The organism is Hydrogenophaga sp. IBVHS2 (assembly GCF_002127215.1).
In the GTDB taxonomy this organism is placed as follows: domain Bacteria; phylum Pseudomonadota; class Gammaproteobacteria; order Burkholderiales; family Burkholderiaceae_C; genus Hydrogenophaga.
Window position 1 is genome coordinate 228,060 of the sequence record NZ_NFUT01000001.1, and the last position, 24,104, is coordinate 252,163.

Consider the following 24,104-nt stretch of genomic DNA (forward strand, 5'->3'; position numbering starts at 1 on the left):
TCCACCGCTGCACGAGGACGGACCATGCCCACCACCCCCTCCTTCGATCCCGCCTGGCTGGACCGCGAATACAACAACCGCGCGCTGGTGCCCGAGCATGTGGACATCTTCGCCCGCTGGGCGCGCGATTCGGCCCTGGCCCGCCAGGCCCCCGGTGCGCTGATCGACGTGCCCTACGGCAGCGGTGCCGGCGAGATGCTCGACATCTTCCCGGCCGAAGGCGGTGGTGCGGCACCGGCCCCGGTGCTGTTCTTCATCCACGGCGGCTGGTGGCGCAGCCTGGACAAGGCCGACCATTCCTTCGTGGCGCCACCCTTCACCCGCCGGGGGGCCTGCGTGGTCATGCCCAACTACGCCCTGTGCCCGGCAGTGACCATTCCGCACATCACGCTGCAGATGGTGCAGGCCCTGGCCTGGACCTTCCGGCATGTGGCCGCTCACGGCGGCGATCCGCGCCGCATCACCGTGGTGGGCCACTCGGCCGGCGGGCATCTGGCCAGCATGCTGATGAACTGCCTGTGGCCGCAGGTGGGGGCCGACCTGCCGGCCGACCTGCCCAAGAACGGCATGACCATCTCGGGCGTGCACGACCTGGAGCCGGTCATGCACACGCCCTTCGTGCAGACCTCGCTGGGCATCACGCCGGACCAGGTGGCGCGGGTCAGCCCGGCCCGGCTGCCGGCACCGGTGGTGCGCCAGGGGCGCGGCCAGACCGAAGCCTTTGCCGGCGGCATCGAGAGCAGCGAGTTCCGCCGCCAGACCCGCATCCTGCAGGAAGCCTGGGGCAGGAAGGCGGTGCCGGTGTGCGAGGAACTGCCGGGCCTGAACCACTTCACCGTGGTCGATGCACTGGCCGACCCGGCGCACCGTCTGCACGCGCGCGCCCTGGGCCTGCTCGGGCTCTGAGCGCGGGCCGCCGGCGGCCTCACATGAGCAGGTGCTCGCCGGCGTTGTCGCCGCCCAGGATCACATAGTTCACCCGCCGGATGTCCATCAGCCGGGTGCCGCCGGCGTAGCTGATCGAGCTCTGCAGGTCCTGCTCCATCTCGGTCAGGGTGTCGGCCAGCCGGCCCTTGATCGGCTCCAGGATGCGCTTGCCTTCGACGTGGCGGTACTCGCCCTTGTTGAAGTCGCTGGCCGAGCCGAAGTACTCCTTGAACCGCTCGCCGTCCACCTCCACCGTGCGACCGGGCGATTCCTCGTGGCCGGCAAACAGCGAGCCGATCATGACCATGGTGGCGCCGAAGCGGATGCTCTTGGCGATGTCGCCGTGGCAGCGGATGCCGCCGTCGGCCACGATGGGCTTGGTGGCCACACGGGCACACCATTTCAGGGCCGATAGCTGCCAGCCGCCGGTGCCGAAACCGGTCTTCAGGCGGGTGATGCAGACCTTGCCCGGACCCACGCCGACCTTGGTGGCATCGGCGCCCCAGTTTTCCAGATCGATCACCGCCTCGGGCGTGGCCACGTTGCCCGCGATCACGAAGCTGGCCGGCAGCTGCTGCTTGATGTGGGCGATCATGTCGCGCACGCTGGTGGCATGGCCGTGGGCGATGTCGATGGTGATGTACTCGGGCACCAGGCCCTCGGCGGCGAGCCGGTCCACGGTGGCCTTGTCGTGGTCCTTCACACCCAGCGAGATCGAGGCATACAGGCCGCGCGCGTGCATGTCGCGCACGAACTGCAGGTTGTCGATGTCGAAGCGGTGCATGACATAGAAGTAGCCGTTCTGCGCCATCCAGGTGCAGATGGGCTCGTCCACCACCGTCTTCATGTTGGCCGGCACCACCGGCAGGCGGAAGCGCCGTGCACCCAGCTCCACGCTGGTGTCGCACTGCGAGCGGCTGTCCACGCGGCACTGGCGCGGCAGCAGCAGGATGTTGTCGTAATCGAAGATTTCCATGGAACCCGGCTCCTGTGAATGACTGAACGTTTGAGCGCTTGGTCCGGCCGGTTCCGCTGCGCCGCTGCTGACGGGCAGCGGGCACAAAAAACCGGGCGCAAGAAACTTGGGCCCGGTGCGCGATTCTAGTCCGATGCCGCCGGCCGGTGTGGGGCGCCCTTTCTACAATCGACCGATGTTTCCCGAACACGCTTCCGCACCCGCCTCGCTGGTGGCCGGCCTCAATGCCGAACAGGCTGCCGCCGTCACCCTGCCGTCCGAGCACGCGCTCATCCTGGCCGGTGCCGGCTCCGGCAAGACCCGGGTGCTCACCACCCGCATCGCCTGGCTGCTGCAGACCGGGCAGATCACCCCCGGCGGCGTGATGGCGGTGACCTTCACCAACAAGGCCGCCAAGGAAATGATGACCCGCCTCTCGGCCATGCTGCCGGTGAATGTGCGGGGCATGTGGATCGGCACCTTCCACGGCCTGTGCAACCGCTTCCTGCGCGCCCACCACGCCACCGCCGGACTGCCGGCCACCTTCCAGATCCTCGACACGCAGGACCAGCTCTCGGCCATCAAGCGCCTGTGCAAGCAGTTCAGTGTGGACGACGAGCGCTTTCCGCCCAAGCAGCTGCAGTGGTTCATTGCCGGCTGCAAGGAAGACGGCCAGCGCCCGCGCGACGTGGTGGCCCGCGATGAGGACACCCGCCGCAAGGTCGAGCTGTACGCGTTGTACGAGGAGCAGTGCCAGCGCGAGGGCGTGGTCGACTTCGGCGAGCTGATGCTGCGTTCCTTTGAGGTGATGCGCGACAACGAAGCCATCCGCGCCCATTACCAGCGCCGCTTCCGCCACATCCTGATCGACGAGTTCCAGGACACCAACCGGCTGCAGTACGCCTGGATCAAGATGTTCTCCAGCCCGCCGATCGAGGGCCTGCCGGGCGCTGGCAACGCGGTGTTCGCGGTCGGTGACGACGACCAGAGCATCTATGCCTTCCGCGGCGCGCGCGTGGGCAACATGGCCGACTTCGTGCGCGAGTTCCGGGTGCAGCACCAGATCAAGCTGGAGCAGAACTACCGCAGCGTGAGCAACATCCTGGACTCGGCCAACCACCTGATCGGCCACAACACCGGGCGCCTGGGCAAGAACCTGCGCACCGAGGCCGGTGCCGGCGAGCCGGTGCGGGTGTTCGAGGCCACCAGCGACCTGGCCGAGGCGCAGTGGATGGTCGAGGAGATCCGCCAGCTGGTGGCCGACGGCATGGCCCGCCACGAGGTGGCGGTGCTCTACCGCAGCAACGCGCAGAGCCGGGTAGTCGAGACCGCGCTGTTCAACGCCGGTCTGCCGTACCGCGTGTACGGCGGCCTGCGCTTCTTCGAGCGGGCCGAGATCAAGCATGCGCTGGCCTACCTGCGGCTGATCGAGAACCCGCACGACGACACCAGCTTCCTGCGGGTGGTCAACTTCCCGCCGCGCGGCATCGGGGCGCGCAGCATCGAGCAGCTGCAGGACGTGGCCCGCACCAGCGGCTGTTCGCTGCACGATGCGGTGAGCGCGGTCACCGGCCGGGCCGGTGCCGCCATCGGCAGCTTCGTGGCCCTGATGGACGTGCTGCGCGAGCAGAGCGAAGGCCGCAGCCTGCGCGAGACCATCGAGCGCGTGCTGGAACACAGCGGTCTGGTGGAGCATTTCAAGGCCGAGCGCGAAGGCCAGGACCGGGTGGAGAACCTGCAGGAACTGGTGGCCGCGGCCGAGAGCTTCGTGATGCAGGAGGGATTTGGCCGCGAAGCCGCCGCGATCACCCAGAGCCCGGCCAGCCAGGGCCTGGACCCTGCGCTGCCGGTGCTGGACGAACCGCTGGACCCGGCCGGTGCCGCCCCCGGGGTGGATGCCGACACCGGCGAGACGCTCAGCCCGCTGGCCGCCTTCCTGTCGCACGCCGCGCTGGAGTCGGGCGACAACCAGGCCCAGGCGGGCCAGGACGCGGTGCAGCTCATGACGGTGCATGCCGCCAAGGGCCTGGAGTTCGACGCGGTGTTCATCACCGGCCTGGAAGAGGGCCTGTTCCCGCACGAGAACTCGCTGAGCGACCGGGACGGCCTGGAGGAAGAACGCCGCCTCATGTACGTGGCCATCACACGCGCCCGCCAGCGGCTCTACCTGAGCCATTCGCAGACCCGCATGCTGCATGGCCAGACCCGCTACAACCTGCGCAGCCGCTTCTTCGACGAGCTGCCCGAGGCCTGCCTGAAGTGGCTCACGTCGCCGGCACCCACCGGCTGGACCGGCGCCGGCAGCGCCGGCTGGGGCGGTCATCGGGCCATTGGGCAGGGCGGGCGCGCGTCGCAGCCCGCATGGTCCGAAGGCTTCACCCGCGCGCCGGTCGCGCGCGAGCCCGAACCCGATCGGGGCACCGACATCCGCGCCGGCATGGCGGTGTTCCACAACAAGTTCGGTGAGGGGAAAGTGCTGTCGGTGGAAGGCGCCGGGGCCGATGCGCGGGCCCAGGTGAACTTCAACCGCCACGGCACCAAGTGGCTGGCGCTCAGCGTGGCCAAGCTCACGCCGATCACCTGATCCATGACGTCGGTGTGACAGCCGACGCAAATCCTGGCGGGTTTACAGACTGTGATCTGCGTCACGGAACTTTCACGGCGGGTGACGATGCTCCCGGTGTTTCCACTCCAACCCACGAGGACACACCATGGCCCACCATCCCGTCGACGACTGCAACGACGCTCCCAACGAACACTTCCAGGACGTGCTGGAGAAAGCCCGCCTGAACCGCCGCGACATCATCCGCGGTGGCTTCGGTCTGGCCGCGCTGTCCACCGTGCCGATGCTGGCCGCCTGCGGCGGCATGGGCGAAGCCGAACTGCCGTCCCTGGGCTTCAATGCCGTGGGCAAGTCGCTGGCCGACGGCGTGGTGCTGCCCGACGGCTACACCTACACCGTGGTGCACGCCACCGGTGACCGCCTGTCCACCGACATCGCTCCGTATTCCAACCAGGGTCTGGAGACCGACGACTGGTCGATGCGCGTGGGCGATCACCACGACGGCATGGAGATCTTCTTCATCGGCCGCAATGGCCGTTACACCGAGAAGAGCACCGACCGCGCCGTGCTCGCCATCAACCACGAGAGCTCGGCCGACGCCCACTTCTTCCACCCGCGTGGCCAGACCACCAACGGCGTGAACGGCAAGAAGTTCAACCAGTTCGGCGGCTGGGACCAGGGCAAGCGCGAGATGCTCGAGGTGCTCAAGGAAATCAACCACCACGGCGTGTCGGTGGCCGAGGTGGAGCGCGGCAAGGATGGCCGCTGGACCTACAAGGTCGGCTCGGCCTACAACCGCCGCGTGAACGGCCAGACCCGCATGCGCATCAGCGGCCCGGCCGCTCACCTGCGCGACATCCAGCAGTTCATGGTCACCAAGTACGCGCCGGACGGCAAGTTCTCGCGCGGCACCCTGAACAACTGCGGCAGCGGCAAGACCCCCTGGGGCACCTACCTGGCCTGCGAGGAGAACTGGGCCGCCTACTGGTACATGCCCCCCGGCTCGACCGACGTCGACGCTCGCACCAAGGCTTCCCGTGCCCGCTACGGCGTGCGGAACGCTCCGGCTGCTGCAGGCGCCCTGGTCGGTTCGCAAGGCTGGGCCTCGGTGTCCGACACCGACGACCGCTTCGCCCGCTTCAATGTGTCGGCCCCGGCCGCCACCCCGGCCGGCGACTTCCGCAACGAGCCCAACACCTTCGGCTACAACGTCGAGATCGACCCGCTGGACCGCAAGGCCGTGCCGGCCAAGCGCGTGGCCATGGGCCGCTTCGCCCACGAAGCCGCCGTCTGCGGCCTGCCGGAAAAGGGCCAGCCGCTGGCCTTCTACATGGGTTGTGACTCGGTGAACGAGTACATCTACAAGTTCGTCAGCACCGCCAAGTGGGACCCGCGTGACGTGGGCGGCGGCATGGCCGCCGGCGACAAGTACCTGAACGAAGGCAAGCTGTACGCCGCCAAGTTCAATGCCGACGGTACCGGTGAATGGCTGGAGCTGGACTTCGACAAGCTGCCGAAGACCTTCAACTACACCGTCGGCGGCGTCCCGTTCAGCTACACCTTCGCCAACCAGGCCGACGTGCTGGTGAACACCCGCATCGCTGCCAGCGCCGCCGGTGCCACTGCCATGGACCGTCCGGAGTGGGGTGCGGTGAACCCGGTCAACGGCGAGGTGTACTTCACCCTGACCAACAACGGCACCCGTACGGCCGCCGGCGTGGATGCCGCCAACCCGCGCGCCTACACCGACGGTGATGGTCGCCTGGACGGCCGCACCCCGGGCCGTGGCAACCCCAACGGCCACATCATCCGGTTCCGCGAGGCCGCCGGTGCCTCGACCGCCACCGAGTTCACCTGGGACATCTTCCTGTTCGGTGCCGAGGACAATTCCGACGCGACCAATGTGAACCTCTCGAAGCTGACCGCTGCCAACGACTTCTCGTCGCCCGACGGCCTGTGGTTCAGCCCCACGACCGGCATCTGCTGGATCCAGACCGACGACGGTTCCTTCACCGACGAGACCAACTGCATGCTGCTGGCCGCCATCCCGGGCGAAGTGGGCGACGGCGGCGAGGTGAGCATCAGCAACGCCGGCGGTGCCGTGCCGCAGAAGACCTTCCTGGGGGCCACCCTGGGCGAGGCCCGCCTGCGCCGCTTCCTGGTCGGTCCCAAGGGTTGCGAGATCACCGGTCTGGCCGAAGCCGACGATGGCAAGACCATCTTCGTCAACATCCAGCACCCGGGTGAGGACACTGCCGCCATCGGTACGGCTGCGGAGTACAACTTCCAGAGCACCTGGCCCTCCAACGCCGGCTACGGCCCGGGCAAGCGTCCGCGCTCGGCCACCATCGCCATCCGCCGCAAGGACGGCAAGCCGATCGGCGTGTGATGGACCGCCGGCCCCGTGATGGGCCGGCGATGAAAAAGCCCGGAGCGCTCTCGCGGTCCGGGCTTTTCTCGTCTCTGGAGGGATCAGCGGGGCATGGCTGCCGGGTGGGCTTCGGGCCCGCGCTGCTCCATGTAGCCCCGGCCGTCCTTCACCCCGGTGCGGCCGGCGATCTGCCAGGCGGTGCGTTGCCCGATCAGCCGGGCCAGGAACTCCAGCTCCTCGTCGGTGTGGTTGAGCGCAGGCGCCGGGGTGATGAAGCGGCCGTCGCGCGGCTGCGCTTCTCCCCAGAACGACTGGTGGTAGCTGCTGACCGAGCTGACCTGCTGGCCGCGCGCGGCCAGGTCGACCGTGCCGTAGCAGTTGCAGAAGTAGGTGCGGTTGGCCTCGTTGGCCATCACCTCGGTGTAGACGCCGGTGCCGCGGATGCCCACGGTGAGGGTGGGCGTGACGATCTGGCGGTTGCTGCCGTTGCCGAAGGCGCTGCCCACCGCACCAGCCAGCAGGCGCACGCCGCTGACGTTGTTGAGGGACTGGCCGCGCTCCACCCGCAGCCGGGAGTTCTGGCGCACGTGAAAGGCCGCGTTGCCCAGCACGAAGGTCAGGCGCGATGCCGGCCCGCTGACGATCTCGTCGCCGGTCTGCACCGATTGCCCGGTGGCCAGGCGGGTGCCGTTGAGCAGCACATCGCCCACCAGCTCCACCACGTTGGATCGTTGCTGCGCCACCGCAGCGCCCCATCCGCCCAGGGCGACCCAGGCGGCGGCGGCCTGCAAGGTCTGGCGCCGCTGGAACCAGGTGATCTCGGCCTCGTGGCGGCCTTGCAGGGCATGCTGGGTCATGGGGACTCCGGGGTCAGGGGTTGGAGGGGGGCGCCGGGGAGTCGGCTCCCTCGGCCTGAAAACTGTCGCGCACCGAAAACCAGATCGATGTGTGGAACATGGCGGCCATGAGCAGCACCAGCGGGTATAGCACCGCCGAGAGGCCGCCACCCAGCACCGCACCCAAAAGGCCCACCAGCAGGCCGGCGATCATGAACACCGCACCCCAGCCGATGGCATAGAAGAACAGCGCGCCCTTGTTGGCCCAGCAGGCCATCAGGCTGAAGAACAGGCTCTTGCCGGGGCTCACCCCGCGCCAGTACACCAGGGCCGGCGCGTGCCAGAAGGCCATCATCACCGGCAGGTAGACCAGCATGGCCAGCCACAGGCCCGGCTCGCTCATCATGGCCTGCACCATCTCGGGGGTGACCTCGCCGCTGCCGGCATCGGGCAGGGTGTCGGCGCTGCCCGCCAGCAGGGCAGCGGCCACCAGCACCACCAGCAGCCCGATGGCGTACAGACCGCCCAGCATGAGCATGGCGCGCGTGCGCTCCGGACCGCCCCGGAAGGCGAGGATCAGGGTGGACGGCATCGGAAACCGGCCCTGCTCGGCCTCGCGGGTGGCGGCCATCAGCCCCAGCGTGGCCGCCGGCACCAGACCTACCGACAGCGCGGTGCCCACCAGCGGGACCAGCGACAGGATGGACACCGCGGCCATGAACATGAAGAACAGGCCGCCCATGGCCAGGGGCTGGCGGAAGAAGGTGCGCACGCCTTGCCGGACCCAGGTCAGGCCGGTGCTGGCAGGAACGATGTTGAGTTTCATGCGGTCTCGCAGGCCGCATCGAGCCATGCGGTGGTGAAGTTCAGGCTGCCTGCCAGACGGCCCCGCAGCACCCGCTCGAAATGGCCGGGGTCGTGGGGCTTGAGCAGGGCGGCTTCGCGCGGCAGGTGCAGGTCCCACAGGCGGGAGAGCCAGAAGCGCAGCGCACCGGCGCGCAGCAGGGCGGGCAGCAGCTGGCGTTCGGCCGCGTGGAGCGGTCGCACCGACTGGTAGGCCGACAGCAGCGCCGTGGCACGGGCCGCATCGTGCTGGCCGTCGCGGGACGGGTCGGCGTCGTGCGAGACGCACCAGTCGTTCAGGCACACGGCGATGTCGAACAGGAAGGTGTCGCAGCCGGCGAAGTAGAAATCGAAGAAGCCGCACAGCCGCTCGCCATCGAACATGACGTTGTCGCGGAACAGGTCGGCGTGGATGGGGCCGCGCGGCAGCGCCTGGTAGGCCGGCAGCGATGCCACATGGTTCTGGTAGGCCAGCTCGGCACGGATCAGGGCGCTCTGCTCGGGCGTGAGGAAGGGCAGCACCACCGGCACGGTCTCGTTCCACCAGGGCAGACCGCGCAGGTTGGGCTGCTGGCGGTTGAAGTCACGCCCGGCCAGGTGCATGCGGGCCAGCATGGCGCCCACGGCGGCGCAGTGCGATGCCTCGGGCGCGAGCTGGCTGCGTCCGGCCAGCCGGTCCACCACGGCAGCGGGCTTGCCCCGGACCGTGTGCAGGATCTCGCCCCGGGCGTCGGCGGCGGGATCGGGCACCGGGATGCCGCGTGCGGCCAGGTGCTTCATGAGGTGCAGGTAGAACGGCAGCTGCTCGAAGCCCAGCCGCTCGAACACGGTGAGCACGTTCTGCAGGGTCTGCCCGTCGCGCTGGCTGGTGACGAAGTAGTTGGTGTTCTCGATCCCGCCCTGGATGCCCTTGAGCTCGGTCAGCTCGCCCAGGTCGAGCTGCCGCAGCAGCGCAGCGGCTTCGTCGAAGGCGACTTCGGTGTAGACGGCCATGGTGCTGCCGCCGTCAGAAGTTGAGCACGCGCCAGCTGCTGCGTCCGGCATTGCCGGTGGGTTTGCCGCCGGTCTCGCCCGGCAGCGCCCCGGCCGGTTGCGGTGTGATCTGGTACGCCGGCGCGCCGTTCTTGGGCGCCACGTCGATGGACTGGGTCTGGCCGCCCACGCGCAGCTCCTGGATTTTGGTCAGGGCGTCCTCGTTGGTGATGCGCTCGATCCGGTCGCCGGGGGCACTGGCCGCCGGGGAGCGGGGCGCGTCGGCGGCCGGCGCCACCGTCTGGGCGCCGGCGGGCAGGGCCAGCAGGGCGCCGAGCAGGGCCGGCAGGAGGAGGAAGGACGGGCGGTGGGCGGGGAGGTTCGGGCGCATGGCGCATTGTAGGCAGCCAGGGCCCGGATGCGCCGATGGCCGGGCGAGTTGGCCCACAATGCGCGGATGTCTGAAAACGCCACCCTGCTGCTGATCGACGGCTCCAGCTACCTCTACCGCGCCTTCCACGCCATGCCCGACCTGCGGGCGGTGCCCGGCGACCCCACCAGCCCGGCCACCGGGGCCATCCGGGGCATGGTCAACATGATGCAGAGCCTGCAGAAAGAGGTGCCCGCCGCCTACGTGGCCTGCGTGTTCGACGCGTCCGGACCCACCTTCCGCGACGCCATCTACCCCGACTACAAGGGCCACCGCAGCCCGATGCCGGACGACCTGCGGGCGCAGATTCCCCCCATCCACGAGGTGGTGCGGCTGCTGGGCTTCACCGTGCTGGACGTGCCCGGCGTGGAGGCCGACGACGTCATCGGCACGCTGGCGGTGACCGCCTCGCGCCAGGGGCTCAACGTGGTCATCAGCAGCGGCGACAAGGACCTGGCCCAGCTGGTGGACGAGCGCATCAGCATCATCGACACCATGAACGGCAAGAAGCGCGACCTGGCCGGCGTGCAGGCCGAGTTCGGCGTGCCGGCGAGCCTGATGATCGACTTCCAGACCCTGGTGGGCGATGCGGTGGACAACGTGCCCGGCGTGGAGAAGGTCGGCCCCAAGACGGCGGCCAAGTGGCTCAACGAATACGGCTCGCTCGATGCCCTGGTGGCCCGGGCCGGCGAGATCAAGGGCGTGGCCGGCGAGAACCTGCGCAAGGCGCTGGACTGGCTGCCCACCGGCCGCCAGCTGCTGACCATCAAGACCGACTGCGATCTGGACGGCTTCGTGCCGGGGCTGCCGTCGCTGGAGTCCATCCGCGTCGGCCAGCCCGACACGTCGGCCCTGAAGGATTTCTACGAACGCTACGGTTTCAAGGGCCTGGCCGCGCGCACCGGCGAGAAGCTGGCCGCCGCCAGCCCGGCGGCCGAACCCGGCCTGTTCGACGAGCCTGCCGCCCCGCCGGCCCCGGCGCGCGAACTTCGCTACGACACCATCCTGACCTGGGAGGCGCTGGACGCCTGGCTGGCGCGGCTGATGGCGGCCGAGCTGGTGGCGCTGGACACCGAGACCACCTCGCTGGACGAAATGCGCGCCACCATCGTGGGCATTTCCTTCAGCGTGCAGCCGGGCGAGGCGGCTTACGTGCCGCTGGCCCACGAAGGCCCGGACGCCCCCGAGCAGCTGCCGCTGGACGAGGTGCTGCAGCGCCTCAAGCCCTGGCTGGAAGACCCGGCACACCACAAGCTGGGCCAGCACGTCAAATACGACCGCCATGTGTTCGCCAACCACGGCATCGAGGTGCGCGGCTATGTGCACGACACCATGCTGCAGAGCTATGTGCTCGAGGTGCACAAGCCGCACGGCCTGGAGAGCCTGGCCGAGCGCCATGTGGGCCGCAAGGGCATCAGCTACGAGGCGTTGTGCGGCAAGGGCGCGCACCAGATTCCGTTTGCCCAGGTGGACGTGGCCAAGGCCGCCGAGTACTCGTGCGAGGACAGCGACCAGACGCTGGATGTGCACCGTGTGCTGTGGCCGCGCCTGCAGGCCGACGAGCGCCTGCGCTTCATCTACGAGCTGGAGATCGCCAGCAGTGAGGCGCTGTTCCGCATCGAGCGCAACGGCGTGCTGATCGACGCGCCCACCCTGGCCGCGCAAAGCCACGAGCTGGGTCAGCGCATCGTGGCGCTGGAGCAGGAGGCCTACGACATCGCCGGCCAGCCGTTCAACCTGGGCAGCCCCAAGCAGCTGGGCGAGATCTTCTTCGACAAGCTGGGTCTGCCGGTCATCAAAAAGACCGCCACCGGTGCCCGCAGCACCGACGAGGAAGTGCTGGAGAAACTGGCCGAGGACTACCCGCTGCCGGCCAAGATCCTGGAGCACCGCAGCCTGTCCAAGCTCAAGGGCACCTACACCGACAAGCTGGCCCAGATGGCCCTGCCGCGCACCGGCCGGGTGCACACCCACTATGCGCAGGCGGTGGCGGTGACCGGGCGCCTGTCCAGCAACGACCCCAACCTGCAGAACATTCCCATCCGCACCGCCGAGGGCCGCCGGGTGCGCGAGGCCTTCGTGGCCCCCCCCGGCCATGTGATCGCGAGTGCCGACTATTCGCAGATCGAGCTGCGCATCATGGCCCACATCAGCGGCGACGAGGCCCTGCTGCGGGCCTTCCACGAGGGCCTGGACGTGCACCGGGCCACGGCCGCCGAGGTGTTCGGCGTGGCGGTGGACCAGGTCAGCAGCGAGCAGCGGCGCTATGCCAAGGTCATCAACTTCGGCCTGATCTACGGCATGAGCGCCTTCGGCCTGGCCAAGGCCCTGGGCATCGACAACACCGCCGCCAAGAACTACATCCAGCGCTACTTCGAGCGCTTTGCCGGCGTGCGCCAGTACATGGACGACACCCGCGCGCAGGCCAAGGCGCAGGGCTATGTGGAAACCGTGTTCGGCCGCCGCCTGTACCTGCCCGAGATCAACAGCCCCAACGGCCCGCGCCGCAGCGGTGCCGAACGCGCGGCCATCAACGCGCCCATGCAGGGCACGGCGGCCGACCTGATCAAGCTCAGCATGGTGGCGGTGCAGAAGGTTCTGGACGACCAGGGCCGGGGCACGAAGATGATCATGCAGGTGCACGACGAACTGGTGTTCGAGGTGCCCGAAGCCGAGGTGGACTGGCTGCGCACCGAGGTGCCGCGCCTCATGGCCGGTGTGGCCGCACTCAAGGTGCCGCTGCTGGCCGAGGTGGGCGTGGGGCCGAACTGGGACCAGGCGCACTGAGCGCCATGCCGAATCCGAGGGGAGACATCACATGCAACGACAACAGATCGAAGACCTTGCCGCCCTGCTGACCGGCCCGTCCGGCACCGAAGGCACCACCCGCCGCACCGCGCTGAAGGCCGCCCTGGGTGCGGGCTATGCCGCCGCGGCGGCCCCGCTGATGGCGCAGACCGCCATCCGCACGCCGTCGGACGGTCTGACGGTGGGCGAGGTCATGATCGATGTGGCCGGCTTCTCGATGCCGGCCTACCGCGCGGCCCCGGCCGGGCGCACCGGCCTGCCGGTGGTGCTGGTGCTGTCCGAGATCTTCGGCGTGCACGAGTACATCGCCGACACCGCGCGGCGCTTCGCCCGCGCCGGGTATCTCGCGATCGCGCCCGAGCTGTTCATCCGCCAGGGCGATCCACAGTCGTATGGCGAGATGGCCCGCCTGATCGCCGAGGTGATTGCCAAGGTGCCGGACGCCCAGGTCATGGGCGATCTGGACGCCACGGTGCGCTGGGCCGGTGCGAACGGTGGCGATGTGTCGAAGTTGGCCGTCACCGGCTTCTGCTGGGGCGGTCGCCAGACCTGGCTCTACGCGGCGCACAACCCGCAGGTCAAGGCGGCGGTGGCCTGGTATGGCCGGCTGGTGGGCCAGACCAGTGAACTCAACCCGCGTCATCCGGTGGATGTGGCCGGTGCCCTGAAGGCGCCGGTGCTGGGCCTGTACGGCGGCGCCGACACCGGCATTCCGCTGGACACGGTGGAGGCCATGAAAAAGGCCCTGGCGGCCGGCAGCCCGGCGGCGCGGCAGTCCGGTTTCGTGGTGTACCCCGAGGCACCCCACGCCTTCCATGCCGACTACCGGCCCAGCTTCCGCGCCGAGCCGGCCCAGGACGGCTGGAACCGGGCGCTGGCCTGGTTCCGCCAGCACGGCGCGGGCTGACCACCGCGCCGGGGGCGTTCAGCCCTGGGCCGTGTCCGGGCCGAGATCGAACCGGAACTCGGCGCCCTCGCCGCGCACACCTTCGCCTTCGATGCGCCCACCGTGGCGCTCGACCACGCGACGCACCGTGGCCAGCCCGATGCCGGTGCCCTCGAACTCGCTGGGGCGGTGCAGCCGCTGGAACGGCTTGAACAGCAGGCCGGCGTGGGCCATGTCGAAGCCGGCCCCGTTGTCGCGGATGAAGAAGCGGGTGCGGTCGTCACCCTCGGTGGCCGGCAGCCGGCCGATGCGGATCACCGCATCGCTGCGGTTGCGGGTGTACTTCAGCGCATTGCCGATCAGGTTTTCCAGGGCGACCCGCACCAGGCGGGCGTCGCACGACACCTGCATGCCCGGCTCGATGTCGAGGGTGACCTGCCGGTCGCCGTACTTGCGCAGCTCCTCGGCCGCCACATGGCGGGCCAGCTCGCTCAGGTCCAGCGGATCGCGCTGCAGCATGCCCTGGCTCACCCGCGCCAGTGCCAGCAGGTCGTTGATGATGGCGCCCATGCGCTGGGTGGAGCCCACCACGCGGTCCAGCAGATCCCGGTCGTCCGGCTCCAGCCGGTCGGCGGCCTGTTCGATGAGCAGCTGGGTGAAACCGTCGATGGATCGCAGCGGCGCCTTCAGGTCGTGCGAGACCGAATAGGCAAAGGCGTCGAGCTCGGCATTGAGCCGCTCCAGTTCGGCGGTGCGGTCGCGCACCCGCTGCTCCAGGGTGGCCTGCAACCGCTCGATGTCGCGGTCGCGCTGCAGGCGCTGCAGCTCCGCCTCGGCGCGGCTGACGAAGATGGACAGCAGGGCGCGAACGTCGTCGGTCAGCGACGCCGGCTGCCGCCAGAGAACGAACAGCACGCCCACCGGCTGGCTGTCGCCGTCGCGCAAGGCCTGGCCGGCATAGGCTTCGTAATGGCCGGCCACCAGGCCCCGGGCACGGGGGTAGGTGCGGGTCACGGCTTCCGGGTAGACCACCAGACCGGTCTGCAGCAGGGTGTCCGCGCAGGGGGTGTCGGGCAGGTCGAAGCGGAAGTTGTCGGCATGGCGGTCATCGCGCCACACGGCCAGGGTCTGCATGCTGCCGTCGGGCTGCCGCTCGCACACCACCACCGAGTCGGCCTGCACCACACGCCCCAGCTGCTCGGTCAGCGCATGGAAGAAGGCTTCGCCGGTGGCGGCCGCCACGCCCCGCGCCACATCGGTGAGCTGCTGGCGGTGCCGCAGCTCGGCGCTGATGTCGGTCACGGTGCTGATGATCAGGGTGTCGTCCGGGTTGTCGCCCAGCACCGAGGACACCAGCACCTCGAAGGTGCTGCCGTCGCTGCGTTTGCCCAGGCACTGCAGCGCGTCGACCCGGCGGTCGCTGTACAGCTTGTGCACATGGCGTTCGCGGTCGAGCAGGTCGACCCACAGGAAATGGTCGGTGTGGCCCAGCACCTGGTCACGGGTCCAGCCGTAGCAGCGCTCGAAGGCGGCATTGACGTCGAGGATGATCCCGGTGGTGGCCGACTGCGCCACCATAGGGCTGGGGCTGAGCCGGAAGATGCGGGCGAACCGGTCGAGGTGCCGGTCGCGCTCGGCTTCGGTCTGGCGGCGCCGCTCCAGCTCCTGCAGCTGGCGGTCCAGTGCCTGCTGCGTGGCCTGCCGGCTGTGCATCACCAGCATGGCCACCACCAGCAGGGCGGCCGACTGGGCGATCCAGGTGCGCAGGCCGACCTCGAAGACCGGTGCCGGCCCGAGCAGGCCGCGCATTTCGGCGGCGGTCAGGATGCCCAGGGCCATGACGCCGCACAGCGACACCACCACCAGCGCCCGCCGCCCCAGCAGCACACCCGCACCGGCCACCGCGCCCACGAACAGGAAGTTCACGGCGGTGCGCACCGAGCCGAACGAGAGCACCGAGAGCAGGGCGGTCAGCAGCACCCCGGCCACCATCAGCACCGCCACCATGTCGTTGGACCAGCGACGGGTGCGCAGCATGAAGTGGGCCACCGCACTGATGGCGGCAATGAAGGCCGCCACCACCGTCTCCCGGGTCTCGCTGGTGGCCAGCACCTGTTCCAGCAGCATCACGAAGCTGGCGGTCAGCGCCACCATGAGCGTGAGGGAGAGCAGGGTGTTGCGCACCGCCAGCGCCTCCACGCCGGGGGCGATCACGGCGGGCCGGGTGTTCTCAGCCTTGGGCACGGGCGGTCCCCGGCGTGTTGCACCAGGCGCTCCAGCTGCCCGGGTACAGGGCGGCCCGGCCCAGCCCGGCGATCTCCATGGCCAGCAGGTTGGGCACGGCGCTCACGCCGCTGCCGCACTGGTGGACGACGCCGGCCGGATCCCGCCCGGCCAGCAGCCGCTCGAACTCGGCGCGCAGCACCTCGGCCGGTTTGAAGCGGCCATCGGGCAGCAGGTTCTCGCCGAAGGGGCGGTTGAGCGCGCCCGGGATGTGCCCGGCCACCGGGTCCAACGGTTCGGTCTCGCCACGGAAGCGGGCCGCGGCGCGCGCATCCACCAGCGTGCAGTCGGAGCGGCCCAGCAGGGCCTGAACGTCCGGGGTGTCGAGCACCCTGGTGGCCGATGGCCGCCAGGCAAAGTCGCCGGCAGGCACCGCCGGGGCCGGCCCGCTGTCCACCGCGCCACCGGCGGCCTGCCAGGCGGCCAGGCCGCCATCGAGCACCGCCACGGCCTCGTGGCCGCACCACTTCAGCATCCACCACAGGCGGCCGCTGAACATGATGCCGGCGCGGTCGAGCACCACCACCTGGGTGGTCTGGTTCACGCCCAACCGGCGCAGCGTGGCCGCAAAGGTCTCGCGCGACGGCAGGGGGTGGCGGCCGGCGCTCGGTGGGTGGTTCTTGTCGCTGAGGTCGGTGTCCAGGTCGGCGTGCAGCGAGCCGGCGATGTGGGCCTGCTCGAACAGGCGTCGGCCGGCGCCGGCGTCCATCAGGTCGGCGCTGCAGTCGAGCACGCGCACGTCGGCGCCGGTGCGCAGCAGCTGCTGCAGTTCGGGGGCGGAGATCAGGGTGGTGAACATGGGGCTGGGCAGGGATGCGTTCGGCGGATTGTGCGACAGCCCGGGCGCCTCAGTGCTCTTCGGCCGGTGCCTGGGGCACCGCCCGGTTGCGCAGCACGGTGGCGGTGATGCCGCTGGCCACGATCAGGGCCATGCCCAGCCAGCCGATCAGGGGCAGCTGGTCGCCGAAGATGAGCAGGCTGTAGAGCGCCGCGAACACGATGCCGGCGTACTGCAGGTTGGCCACCAGCAGGGTGGCGCCGCTGGAGTAGGCGCGGGTCATGCAGAGCTGCCCCAGGGCGGCCAGCACCCCGATGGGCAGCAGCCACAGGGCCGACGGCCAGTGCCAGGCACTGGCGCCGGTGAACAGCATGCCCACCGCGCCCACCACCACCGCGCCCAGCGAGAAGTAGAAGACGGTGCGACTCTCGGGCTCACCGGCACGGGCCAGGGCCGCCACCTGCAGGTAGGCCAGCGCCGCGAACAGGCCCGACATCAGCCCCACCAGCGAGCCCAGGGCCTGGTCGCCGCTGAAGGTGGGTCGCAGCAGCATGGCCACGCCGGCAAAGCCGGCCAGCACCGTGACGAACAGGGGCCCTTGCGCCCGCACCGCCGTGCCCTGCTTCTGCAGCAGCAGCGCCCCGCCCAGCAGGAAGGTGGCGATCCACACGCTGCTCATGTAGTTGAGCGTCATGGCGGTGGCCAGCGGCAGCACCGCAATCGCATAGAACCAGGCGGTGAGCGAGATGGTGCCCACGATGCTGCGCCACAGGTGCATGGACGGCACCCGCGTGCCCAGCGACACCCCCTGGGCACGCGCCAGCCCGACCAGGAAGATGACGCCCACCACGCCCCGGTAGCAGACGATCTCGAAGCTGTTGAAGTGGCTGGAGGCGAACTTGATGCACACCCCCATGGTGGCGAAGAACAGCGACGCCAGCACCATCCACAAGGCCTGGCGGCCCACGCCGGGCGCCAGGGCCCCACCCCCCGCGGTCAAGCGGGCACCGCCGATCCCATCTGGCGCCGGTACCACTCATGGAAGTGCTGCATGCCGTCTTCCATCGGGCTCTGGTAGGGGCCGACCTCGCTGGTGCCGCGTGCCATCAGGGCCGCGCGTCCGGCGTCCATGCGTTCGGCGATCTCGTCGTCCTCCACACAGGTCTCCATGTAGGCGGCACGCTGGGCCTCGACGAAGTCGCGCTCGAAGGCGGCGATCTCCTCGGGGTAATAGAACTCCACCATGTTGAGCGTCTTCGTGGGGCTCAGCGGGTGCAGCGTGGAGACGGTGAGCACGTGCGGATACCACTCGATCATGATGTGCGGGTAGTAGGTCAGCCAGATGGCGCCGTGCTCGGGCAGCTGGCCCTGCCGGTACTGCATGAGCTGCTCGTGCCAGCGCTGGTACACCGGGCTGCCGGCCTGACCCATCAGGTTCTGGGCGCCCACGGTCTGCACCGAGTACTCGGGACGGAATTCCCAGCGCAGGTCTTCGCAGGTCACGAAGTTGCCCAGACCCGGGTGGAAGGGGGCGACGTGGTAGTCCTCCAGATAGACCTCGATGAAGGTCTTCCAGTTGTAGTTGCACTCGTGCAGCTCGACATGGTCGAGCACCATGCCCTCGAAGCTCAGTGCCTGGCGCGGACCGAGGTCGGCCAGGTCGGCGGCGATGTCGCGGCCGTTGTCCTCGAACAGCAGGCCGTTCCACTCGCGCAGCTTGAAGTTGTCCAGATTCAGGCAGGGGTCGTGCTGGAAATGCGGTGCGCCCAGCAGCTGGCCGGCGGGGCCCTGGCCGGCCGGCGTGGCCGAGCCGCTGTAGGTCCAGCGGTGCAGCGGGCACACGATGTGGCCGCCGGCATGCCCGGCCTGGGTCTGGTTGAGGTTGCCCCGGCCCTTGAGCATCACGGCCTGCCGGTGGCGGCAGACGTTGGACACCAGCTCGATGCCCGAGGGCGTGCGCATGAGTGCCCGACCGCCGTTTTCCTGGGGCAGAGCGTGGTAGTCGCCCACTTCGGGCACCGACAGGGAGTGCCCCACATAGCGGGGCCCGCGCTGAAAGATCGTCTCCAGTTCGCGCCGGAACAGCGCCTCGTCGAAGTAACTGTGAACTGGTAGTTGGCTTGCGGCCTGCTGCAGTTGAAGACTCAAATCAGACATCGTGGTCCTGACCTAAAGACTCCCCCTATGAAGGGGCAGGTAAGCGCTGTGCTCGTCAGACGAATTCGCGCGGGGTGGGTGAAGTGGTGCGTCCCTCCGGGTGTCTGGCACCCGTCAGCAGAGAAAAAAGAGCGCGGATTGTACCCCCCGGTCCTGTGGGGGGTATGCTCGGTAAAATTGCCCTTCCGCTTCCCCGGACCGTCCATGCCGAGAACCGCCTCCCCCGCCCCTGCTGCCGCCGACCTGCCCGCCACCTACGAGGCGGCGCTGGAAGAACTGGAGCAGCTGGTGGCCCAGCTCGATGCCGGTCAGCTGCCGCTGGACCAGCTGCTGGTGCGCTACCAGCGTGGTGCCGCCCTGCTGGCTTTCTGCCGCGACCGGCTGACCGCAGTGGAGAACCAGATCCAGGTGCTCGAAGGCCAGCAGCTCAAACCCTGGGACGGCGCGTGAACGGACCCCACACCCTTCAGCCTGCGGCCGACTTCGTCGGCTGGCGCAGCCACCAGCAGGCCGTGGTCGAGCAGGCGCTCTCGCGCTGGGTGCCCGCCGATGCACCGGCCCGGCTGGGCGAGGCCATGCGGTACGCCGTGCTCGATGGCGGCAAGCGGCTGCGTCCGCTGCTGGTGCTGGCCACGGCCGAGGCCCTGGGCGGCCATGCCGAAGCAGCGCTGCGTGCCGCCTGCGCGGTCGAACTCATCCACGCCTACTCGCTGGTGCACGACGACATGCCCTGCATGGACAACGACGTGCTGCGCCGTGGCAAACCCACCGTGCATGTGCAGTTCGGCGAGGCCCAGGCCCTGCTGGCGGGCGATGCGCTGCAGGCGCTGGCCTTCGAACTGCTCGTGCCCGGCGACGGCAGCCTGCCGGCCGAACTGTCGGCCCGGCTGTGCCGCCTGCTGGCCGTGGCGGCCGGTGCCGACGGCATGGCAGGAGGCCAGGCGGTCGATCTGGCCAGCGTCGGCGTGGCCCTGGACCGACCGGCCCTGGAGGCCATGCACCGCCGCAAGACCGGTGCCCTGCTGCAGGCCAGCGTCACCATGGGGGCCGCCACCGCCCCGGCCACCGCGCAGCAGCAGGCCGATCTGGCGGAGTACGGCGCCTGCATCGGCCTGGCCTTCCAGGTGGTCGACGACATCCTGGACGTGACCGCCGACTCGGCCACGCTGGGCAAGACCGCCGGCAAGGACGCCGCGGCCGACAAGCCCACTTTCGTGTCCCTGATGGGCCTGTCCCAGGCGCAGGTCTATGCCGATGCGGTGCTGGACCGGGCCCATCAGGCCCTGCAGCGCTGCGCCCTGAAGCAGGCCGACCACCTGCATGCCCTGGCCGACTGGGTGGGGAGACGGGCCTCCTGAGGCCCGGCCCCATTCTTCCCACCACCGTCAACCGAGCGATCCGATCATGAGTTCACTGCTGACCCACATCGACTCCCCGGCCGACCTGCGCCGCCTGGCCCGGCCCCAGCTGCCCCAGCTGGCCCAGGAACTGCGTGGCTACCTGCTGGACAGCGTCTCGCGCACCGGCGGGCATCTCAGCTCCAACCTCGGCACGGTGGAGCTCACCATCGCGCTGCACTACGTCTTCAACACGCCGGAGGACCGGCTGGTGTGGGACGTGGGCCACCAGACCTATCCGCACAAGATCCTCACCGGCCGGCGCGACCGCATGCACACGTTGCGCCAGCAGGGCGGCATCAGCGGCTTCCCGCGCCGCGACGAAAGCGAGTACGACACCTTCGGCACCGCGCACTCTTCCACCAGCATCTCGGCCGCGCTCGGCATGGCCCTGGCCGCGCGCGCCAAGGGTGAAGACCGCCGCGCCGTGGCCATCATCGGCGACGGCGCCATGACCGCCGGCATGGCCTTCGAGGCCCTCAACAACGCGGGCGTGTCCAACGGCCGGCTGCTGGTGGTGCTCAACGACAACGACATGTCGATCTCGCCGCCGGTGGGCGCGCTCAACCGTTATCTGGCGCAGCTCATGAGCGGCCAGTTCTATGCGGCGGCCAAGAACGTGGGCAAGCAGGTGCTCAAGGGTGCGCCCCCGCTGTTCGAGCTGGCCAAGCGGCTGGAGCAGCAGGCCAAGGGCATGGTGGTGCCGGCCACGCTGTTCGAGAAGTTCGGCTTCAACTACATCGGCCCCATCGACGGTCACGACCTCGACTCGCTGGTGCCCACGCTGGAGAACATCCGCCACCTGCTCGACACCGACAGCGGCCCGCAATTCCTGCACGTGGTCACCCGCAAGGGCCATGGCTACAAGCTGGCCGAAGCCGACCCGATCGCCTACCACGGTCCGGGCAAGTTCGATCCGGCCGTGGGCCTGGTCAAGCCGGCCACGCCCCCCAAGCAGACCTTCACCCAGGTGTTCGGCCAGTGGCTGTGCGACATGGCGGCGGCCGACGAGCGCCTGATCGGCATCACGCCGGCCATGCGCGAGGGATCGGGCATGGTGGAGTTCGAGCGCCGCTTCCCGGGCCGCTACCACGACGTGGGCATCGCCGAGCAGCACGCCGTCACCTTCGCGGCCGGCATGGCCTGCGAGGGCCTCAAGCCGGTGGTGGCCATCTACTCCACCTTCCTGCAGCGCGGCTACGACCAGCTCATCCACGACGTGGCCCTGCAGAAGCTGCCGGTGGTGTTCGCGCTCGACCGGGCCGGTCTGGTGGGGGCCGACGGAGCCACCCATGCCGGCAATTACGACATCGCCTACATCCGCTGCATTCCCCACATGAGCCTGGCCTGTCCCGCCGACGAGGCCGAATGCCGCCAGTTGCTCACCACCGCGTTCGAGCAGGACCACCCGGTGGCCGTGCGCTACCCGCGCGGCGCCGGTGCCGGCGTGACGCCCAGGGCCGATCTGCAGGGACTGCCCTTCGGCAAGGGCGAGATCCGTCGCCAGGGTCGGGGCATTGCCATCCTGGCCTTCGGCACCCTGCTGTACCCGTGCCTCGATGCGGGCCAGGCCCTGGGCGCCACGGTGGCCAACATGCGCTGGGCCAAGCCGCTGGATCTGGCCCTGTTGCGCGAGCTCGCACGCACGCATTCGGCCATCGTCACCGTGGAAGAGGGCTGCCTGCCGGGCGGCGCCGGCGGTGCAGTGGCCGAGGCCTTGAACGCCGAGGGCATCACCCTGCCGGTGCTGCACCTGGGCCTGCCGGACGAATTCATCGAGCACGGCGACCCGGCCCGGCTGCTGGCCGGTGTGGGGCTGGATGCCGCCGGCATCGAGGCATCGATCCGGGGGCGGTTTGCCGGCCTGATCGAGGGCGCCGCCAGCCTCAAGGTGGTCCGCTGACCGGGTTCCGGCCGGTGGCAAGCTGTCACTAGCCTGAACGACACGATCGCTTGCAGGGTTTACCCGAGCGGGTGCCCTGCAGGCGCTTTCTAGAATCTCCGCTTCACCCCAACAGCCCACGCGTGCCTACCCGGCCGCCGGGCACAACACCAACGGAGCATCTCACCCATGGATCGTCGTTCCATCCTCAAACACACCGGCATCGCCGGCGTGCTGGCCGCCGGCATCGCCCCGGCCGTGCATGCCCAGGCCACCATCCGCTGGCGCCTGACCTCCAGCTTCCCCAAGGCACTGGACACCATCCACGGCGCCGCCGACGTGTTTGCCAAGAAGGTCGGCGAGATGACCGGCGGCAAGTTCCAGGTCACGGTCCATGCCCCCGGTGAACTCGTGCCCGCCTTCGGCGTGGTCGACGCCGTGCAGGCCGGCACCGTCGAGGCCGGTCACACCGCGCCGTACTACTACTTCGGCAAGGACGACACCTTCGCCATCGGCACCGCCATCCCCTTCGGCCTGAACAGCCGCCAGCTGACCTCGTGGAACTACGAAGGCAACGGCCTCAAGCTGTTCCGCGAGTTCTACAACCAGTACAACATCGTCAACTTCCCCGGCGGCAACACCGGTGCCCAGATGGGCGGCTGGTTCCGCAAGGAAGTCAAGACCGTGGCCGACCTCAAGGGCCTGAAGTTCCGCGTCGGCGGCTTTGCCGGCAAGGTGCTCAGCCGCCTGGGCGTGGTGCCCCAGAACATCCCGGGTGGCGAGATCTACCAGGCGCTGGAGAAGGGCACCATCGACGCCACCGAATGGATCGGCCCGTACGACGACGAAAAGCTGGGCTTCCAGAAGGTCGCCAAGAACTACTACTACCCGGGCTTCTGGGAAGGCGGCGCCCAGCTCGACTTCTACGTGAACAAGGCCGCCTTCAATGCGCTGCCGGCCGACTACAAGGCCATCGTGGAAGCTGCCGCATCCCACGCACACACCACCATGCAGGCCATCTACGACGCCCGCAACCCGGCCGCCCTCAAGCGCCTGGTGGCCGGTGGCGCCAAGGTGCAGGCCTTCCCCAAGGTCATCATGGATGCGGCCTTCAAGGAAGCCATGGAGCTGTACGAAGAGATCGGCAAGACCAACCCCAACTGGAAGAAGATCTACAGCGACTACTCGGCTTTCCGCAAGGAGCAGAACCTGTGGTTCCGGTTCACCGAGGCGCAGTTCGACCGCTACATGCAGGCCGCCAAGCTGCCCTGATCGATCGCGCATCCGGCATCAAAACCCCGCTTCGGCGGGGTTTTTGCTGTCATTCGTCGTTTGCCGTGCATTCGTCAGCCAATCCACAGTCACCACGGTGACGGCTGGCTACACTGCCCGGTTGTCTTTTTTTACGGAAAACGCCATGTCGCTTCTGCTACGCATATCCCGGCTGATCGATGGCTTGAACCAGCTCGTCGGCAAACTGGCCATGTGGCTGGTGCTGGCTGCCACGCTCATCAGCGCCGGCAATGCCATCGTGCGCAAGGTCATCGGCGCCAGCTCCAACAGCTGGCTCGAGATCCAGTGGTACCTCTTCGGTACGGTCTTCATGCTCGGCGCCGGTTACGCCTTCCTGGTCAATGCCCACGTGCGCATCGACTTCATTTCTTCCCGCTTCAGCGCCCGCACCCGCAACTGGGTGGACATCGGCGGCATCCTGCTGTTCCTGGTGCCGCTGTGCTGGCTCATGATCGGCGAGGGCTGGCCGCTGTTCGAGCGGGCCTGGACCTCGGGCGAGATGTCCGGCAATGCCGGTGGCCTGATCCGCTGGCCGGTCTACCTGCTGATCCCGGCCGGTTTTGCCCTGCTGCTGCTGCAGGGTTTCAGCGAGCTGGTCAAGCGCGCTGCCTACCTGCTGGGCCAGGGCCCCGACGTGCTGGCCCCCAGCGGCCCGAGCGATGAAGAGCGACTGGCGCAGGAACTCCTCGAAGAACAGAAGCGCCTGCAAGGAGCGCAGTGATC

General features: G+C 69.2%; 19 protein-coding genes. 10 read left to right on the forward strand and 9 right to left on the reverse strand.

Going from position 1 to position 24,104, the window contains the following annotated elements; genetic code table 11:
• Positions 1 to 24: 24 nt before the first annotated feature.
• Positions 25 to 906, forward strand: a complete 882-nt coding sequence (locus CAP38_RS01110; RefSeq protein ID WP_086119048.1) for an alpha/beta hydrolase — start codon at positions 25 to 27, stop codon at positions 904 to 906.
• A 19-nt stretch (positions 907 to 925) separates the two neighbouring features.
• On the opposite strand, the gene CAP38_RS01115 is transcribed toward CAP38_RS01110, so the two are convergent.
• A complete protein-coding gene (locus CAP38_RS01115; RefSeq protein ID WP_086119049.1) occupies positions 926 to 1,903 on the reverse strand; it encodes a GMP reductase in 978 nt (325 codons plus the stop codon).
• A gap of 175 nt (positions 1,904 to 2,078) precedes the next feature.
• Between CAP38_RS01115 and CAP38_RS01120 the strand changes: the two genes are divergently transcribed.
• Together CAP38_RS01120 and CAP38_RS01125 are read left to right on the forward strand one after the other, a co-directional pair.
• The gene (locus tag CAP38_RS01120; protein WP_086119050.1) at positions 2,079 to 4,466 is read left to right on the forward strand and encodes a UvrD-helicase domain-containing protein; all 2,388 of its coding nucleotides are present in this window, start codon (positions 2,079 to 2,081) and stop codon (positions 4,464 to 4,466) included.
• Positions 4,467 to 4,593: 127 nt separating this feature from the next.
• A complete protein-coding gene (locus tag CAP38_RS01125; protein WP_086119051.1) occupies positions 4,594 to 6,834 on the forward strand; it encodes a PhoX family phosphatase in 2,241 nt (746 codons plus the stop codon).
• Between the two features lie 83 nt (positions 6,835 to 6,917).
• On the opposite strand, the gene CAP38_RS01130 is transcribed toward CAP38_RS01125, so the two are convergent.
• The 4 genes from CAP38_RS01130 to CAP38_RS01145 are packed head-to-tail and all read right to left on the reverse strand — an operon-like array spanning position 6,918 to position 9,858.
• The gene (locus CAP38_RS01130) at positions 6,918 to 7,673 is read right to left on the reverse strand and encodes an iron dicitrate transport regulator FecR (protein WP_086119052.1); all 756 of its coding nucleotides are present in this window, start codon (positions 7,671 to 7,673) and stop codon (positions 6,918 to 6,920) included.
• A 13-nt stretch (positions 7,674 to 7,686) separates the two neighbouring features.
• The gene (locus CAP38_RS01135; RefSeq protein WP_086119053.1) at positions 7,687 to 8,478 is read right to left on the reverse strand and encodes a BPSS1780 family membrane protein; all 792 of its coding nucleotides are present in this window, start codon (positions 8,476 to 8,478) and stop codon (positions 7,687 to 7,689) included.
• Positions 8,475 to 9,488, reverse strand: coding sequence for a homoserine kinase (locus CAP38_RS01140; RefSeq protein WP_086119054.1), 1,014 nt, complete (start codon positions 9,486 to 9,488; stop codon positions 8,475 to 8,477). The genes CAP38_RS01135 and CAP38_RS01140 overlap by 4 nt, the downstream gene beginning before the upstream one ends.
• A gap of 13 nt (positions 9,489 to 9,501) precedes the next feature.
• Entirely contained in the window at positions 9,502 to 9,858 is a 357-nt protein-coding gene (locus tag CAP38_RS01145) for a hypothetical protein (protein ID WP_086119055.1), read from the reverse strand.
• Between the two features lie 66 nt (positions 9,859 to 9,924).
• Here CAP38_RS01145 and polA point away from each other — a divergent pair, with 66 nt between their 5' ends.
• Together polA and CAP38_RS01155 are read left to right on the forward strand one after the other, a co-directional pair.
• Positions 9,925 to 12,684: a DNA polymerase I gene (gene polA / locus CAP38_RS01150; protein ID WP_086119703.1), complete on the forward strand. Its 2,760-nt coding sequence runs from the start codon at positions 9,925 to 9,927 to the stop codon at positions 12,682 to 12,684.
• Between the two features lie 31 nt (positions 12,685 to 12,715).
• Positions 12,716 to 13,612: a dienelactone hydrolase family protein gene (locus CAP38_RS01155; protein WP_086119056.1), complete on the forward strand. Its 897-nt coding sequence runs from the start codon at positions 12,716 to 12,718 to the stop codon at positions 13,610 to 13,612.
• Between the two features lie 18 nt (positions 13,613 to 13,630).
• Here CAP38_RS01155 and CAP38_RS01160 read toward each other — a convergent pair whose 3' ends face one another.
• The 4 genes from CAP38_RS01160 to CAP38_RS01175 are packed head-to-tail and all read right to left on the reverse strand — an operon-like array spanning position 13,631 to position 18,809.
• Entirely contained in the window at positions 13,631 to 15,835 is a 2,205-nt protein-coding gene (locus tag CAP38_RS01160) for an ATP-binding protein (protein WP_086119057.1), read from the reverse strand.
• Positions 15,822 to 16,673, reverse strand: a complete 852-nt coding sequence (locus tag CAP38_RS01165; protein ID WP_086119058.1) for a sulfurtransferase — start codon at positions 16,671 to 16,673, stop codon at positions 15,822 to 15,824. Before CAP38_RS01165 ends, CAP38_RS01160 begins: the two co-directional genes overlap by 14 nt.
• Before the next feature lie 49 nt (positions 16,674 to 16,722).
• Entirely contained in the window at positions 16,723 to 17,598 is an 876-nt protein-coding gene (locus tag CAP38_RS01170) for a DMT family transporter (RefSeq protein WP_086119059.1), read from the reverse strand.
• A gap of 50 nt (positions 17,599 to 17,648) precedes the next feature.
• The gene (locus CAP38_RS01175; RefSeq protein ID WP_086119060.1) at positions 17,649 to 18,809 is read right to left on the reverse strand and encodes an aromatic ring-hydroxylating dioxygenase subunit alpha; all 1,161 of its coding nucleotides are present in this window, start codon (positions 18,807 to 18,809) and stop codon (positions 17,649 to 17,651) included.
• A 204-nt stretch (positions 18,810 to 19,013) separates the two neighbouring features.
• Here CAP38_RS01175 and xseB point away from each other — a divergent pair, with 204 nt between their 5' ends.
• The 5 genes from xseB to CAP38_RS01200 all read left to right on the forward strand — a co-directional run bounded on the left by xseB (position 19,014) and on the right by CAP38_RS01200 (position 24,102).
• Positions 19,014 to 19,259, forward strand: a complete 246-nt coding sequence (xseB, locus tag CAP38_RS01180) for an exodeoxyribonuclease VII small subunit (protein ID WP_086119061.1) — start codon at positions 19,014 to 19,016, stop codon at positions 19,257 to 19,259.
• Entirely contained in the window at positions 19,256 to 20,167 is a 912-nt protein-coding gene (locus tag CAP38_RS01185) for a polyprenyl synthetase family protein (RefSeq protein WP_179188422.1), read from the forward strand. The genes xseB and CAP38_RS01185 overlap by 4 nt, the downstream gene beginning before the upstream one ends.
• Before the next feature lie 46 nt (positions 20,168 to 20,213).
• A complete protein-coding gene (dxs, locus tag CAP38_RS01190) occupies positions 20,214 to 22,109 on the forward strand; it encodes a 1-deoxy-D-xylulose-5-phosphate synthase (RefSeq protein ID WP_086119062.1) in 1,896 nt (631 codons plus the stop codon).
• A gap of 168 nt (positions 22,110 to 22,277) precedes the next feature.
• Positions 22,278 to 23,360 (forward strand): TRAP transporter substrate-binding protein, encoded by a 1,083-nt coding sequence (locus CAP38_RS01195; protein ID WP_086119063.1) that lies wholly within the window; start codon positions 22,278 to 22,280, stop codon positions 23,358 to 23,360.
• A 184-nt stretch (positions 23,361 to 23,544) separates the two neighbouring features.
• On the forward strand, positions 23,545 to 24,102 hold the full coding sequence (locus tag CAP38_RS01200; protein WP_306297692.1) for a TRAP transporter small permease subunit: 558 nt from the start codon (positions 23,545 to 23,547) through the stop codon (positions 24,100 to 24,102).
• Positions 24,103 to 24,104 lie beyond the last annotated feature (2 nt).

What these genes read in the sequence shown, in the direction of transcription:
- CAP38_RS01110 (WP_086119048.1), top strand. Translation starts at nt 25, where the DNA reads ATGCCCACCACCCCCTCCTTCGATCCCGCCTGGCTGGACCGCGAATAC.
- CAP38_RS01115 (WP_086119049.1), bottom strand. Translation starts at nt 1,903, where the DNA reads ATGGAAATCTTCGATTACGACAACATCCTGCTGCTGCCGCGCCAGTGC.
- CAP38_RS01120 (WP_086119050.1), top strand. Translation starts at nt 2,079, where the DNA reads ATGTTTCCCGAACACGCTTCCGCACCCGCCTCGCTGGTGGCCGGCCTC.
- CAP38_RS01125 (WP_086119051.1), top strand. Translation starts at nt 4,594, where the DNA reads ATGGCCCACCATCCCGTCGACGACTGCAACGACGCTCCCAACGAACAC.
- CAP38_RS01130 (WP_086119052.1), bottom strand. Translation starts at nt 7,673, where the DNA reads ATGACCCAGCATGCCCTGCAAGGCCGCCACGAGGCCGAGATCACCTGG.
- CAP38_RS01135 (WP_086119053.1), bottom strand. Translation starts at nt 8,478, where the DNA reads ATGAAACTCAACATCGTTCCTGCCAGCACCGGCCTGACCTGGGTCCGG.
- CAP38_RS01140 (WP_086119054.1), bottom strand. Translation starts at nt 9,488, where the DNA reads ATGGCCGTCTACACCGAAGTCGCCTTCGACGAAGCCGCTGCGCTGCTG.
- CAP38_RS01145 (WP_086119055.1), bottom strand. Translation starts at nt 9,858, where the DNA reads ATGCGCCCGAACCTCCCCGCCCACCGCCCGTCCTTCCTCCTCCTGCCG.
- polA (WP_086119703.1), top strand. Translation starts at nt 9,925, where the DNA reads ATGTCTGAAAACGCCACCCTGCTGCTGATCGACGGCTCCAGCTACCTC.
- CAP38_RS01155 (WP_086119056.1), top strand. Translation starts at nt 12,716, where the DNA reads ATGCAACGACAACAGATCGAAGACCTTGCCGCCCTGCTGACCGGCCCG.
- CAP38_RS01165 (WP_086119058.1), bottom strand. Translation starts at nt 16,673, where the DNA reads ATGTTCACCACCCTGATCTCCGCCCCCGAACTGCAGCAGCTGCTGCGC.
- CAP38_RS01170 (WP_086119059.1), bottom strand. Translation starts at nt 17,598, where the DNA reads ATGGTGCTGGCGTCGCTGTTCTTCGCCACCATGGGGGTGTGCATCAAG.
- CAP38_RS01175 (WP_086119060.1), bottom strand. Translation starts at nt 18,809, where the DNA reads ATGTCTGATTTGAGTCTTCAACTGCAGCAGGCCGCAAGCCAACTACCA.
- xseB (WP_086119061.1), top strand. Translation starts at nt 19,014, where the DNA reads ATGCCGAGAACCGCCTCCCCCGCCCCTGCTGCCGCCGACCTGCCCGCC.
- dxs (WP_086119062.1), top strand. Translation starts at nt 20,214, where the DNA reads ATGAGTTCACTGCTGACCCACATCGACTCCCCGGCCGACCTGCGCCGC.
- CAP38_RS01195 (WP_086119063.1), top strand. Translation starts at nt 22,278, where the DNA reads ATGGATCGTCGTTCCATCCTCAAACACACCGGCATCGCCGGCGTGCTG.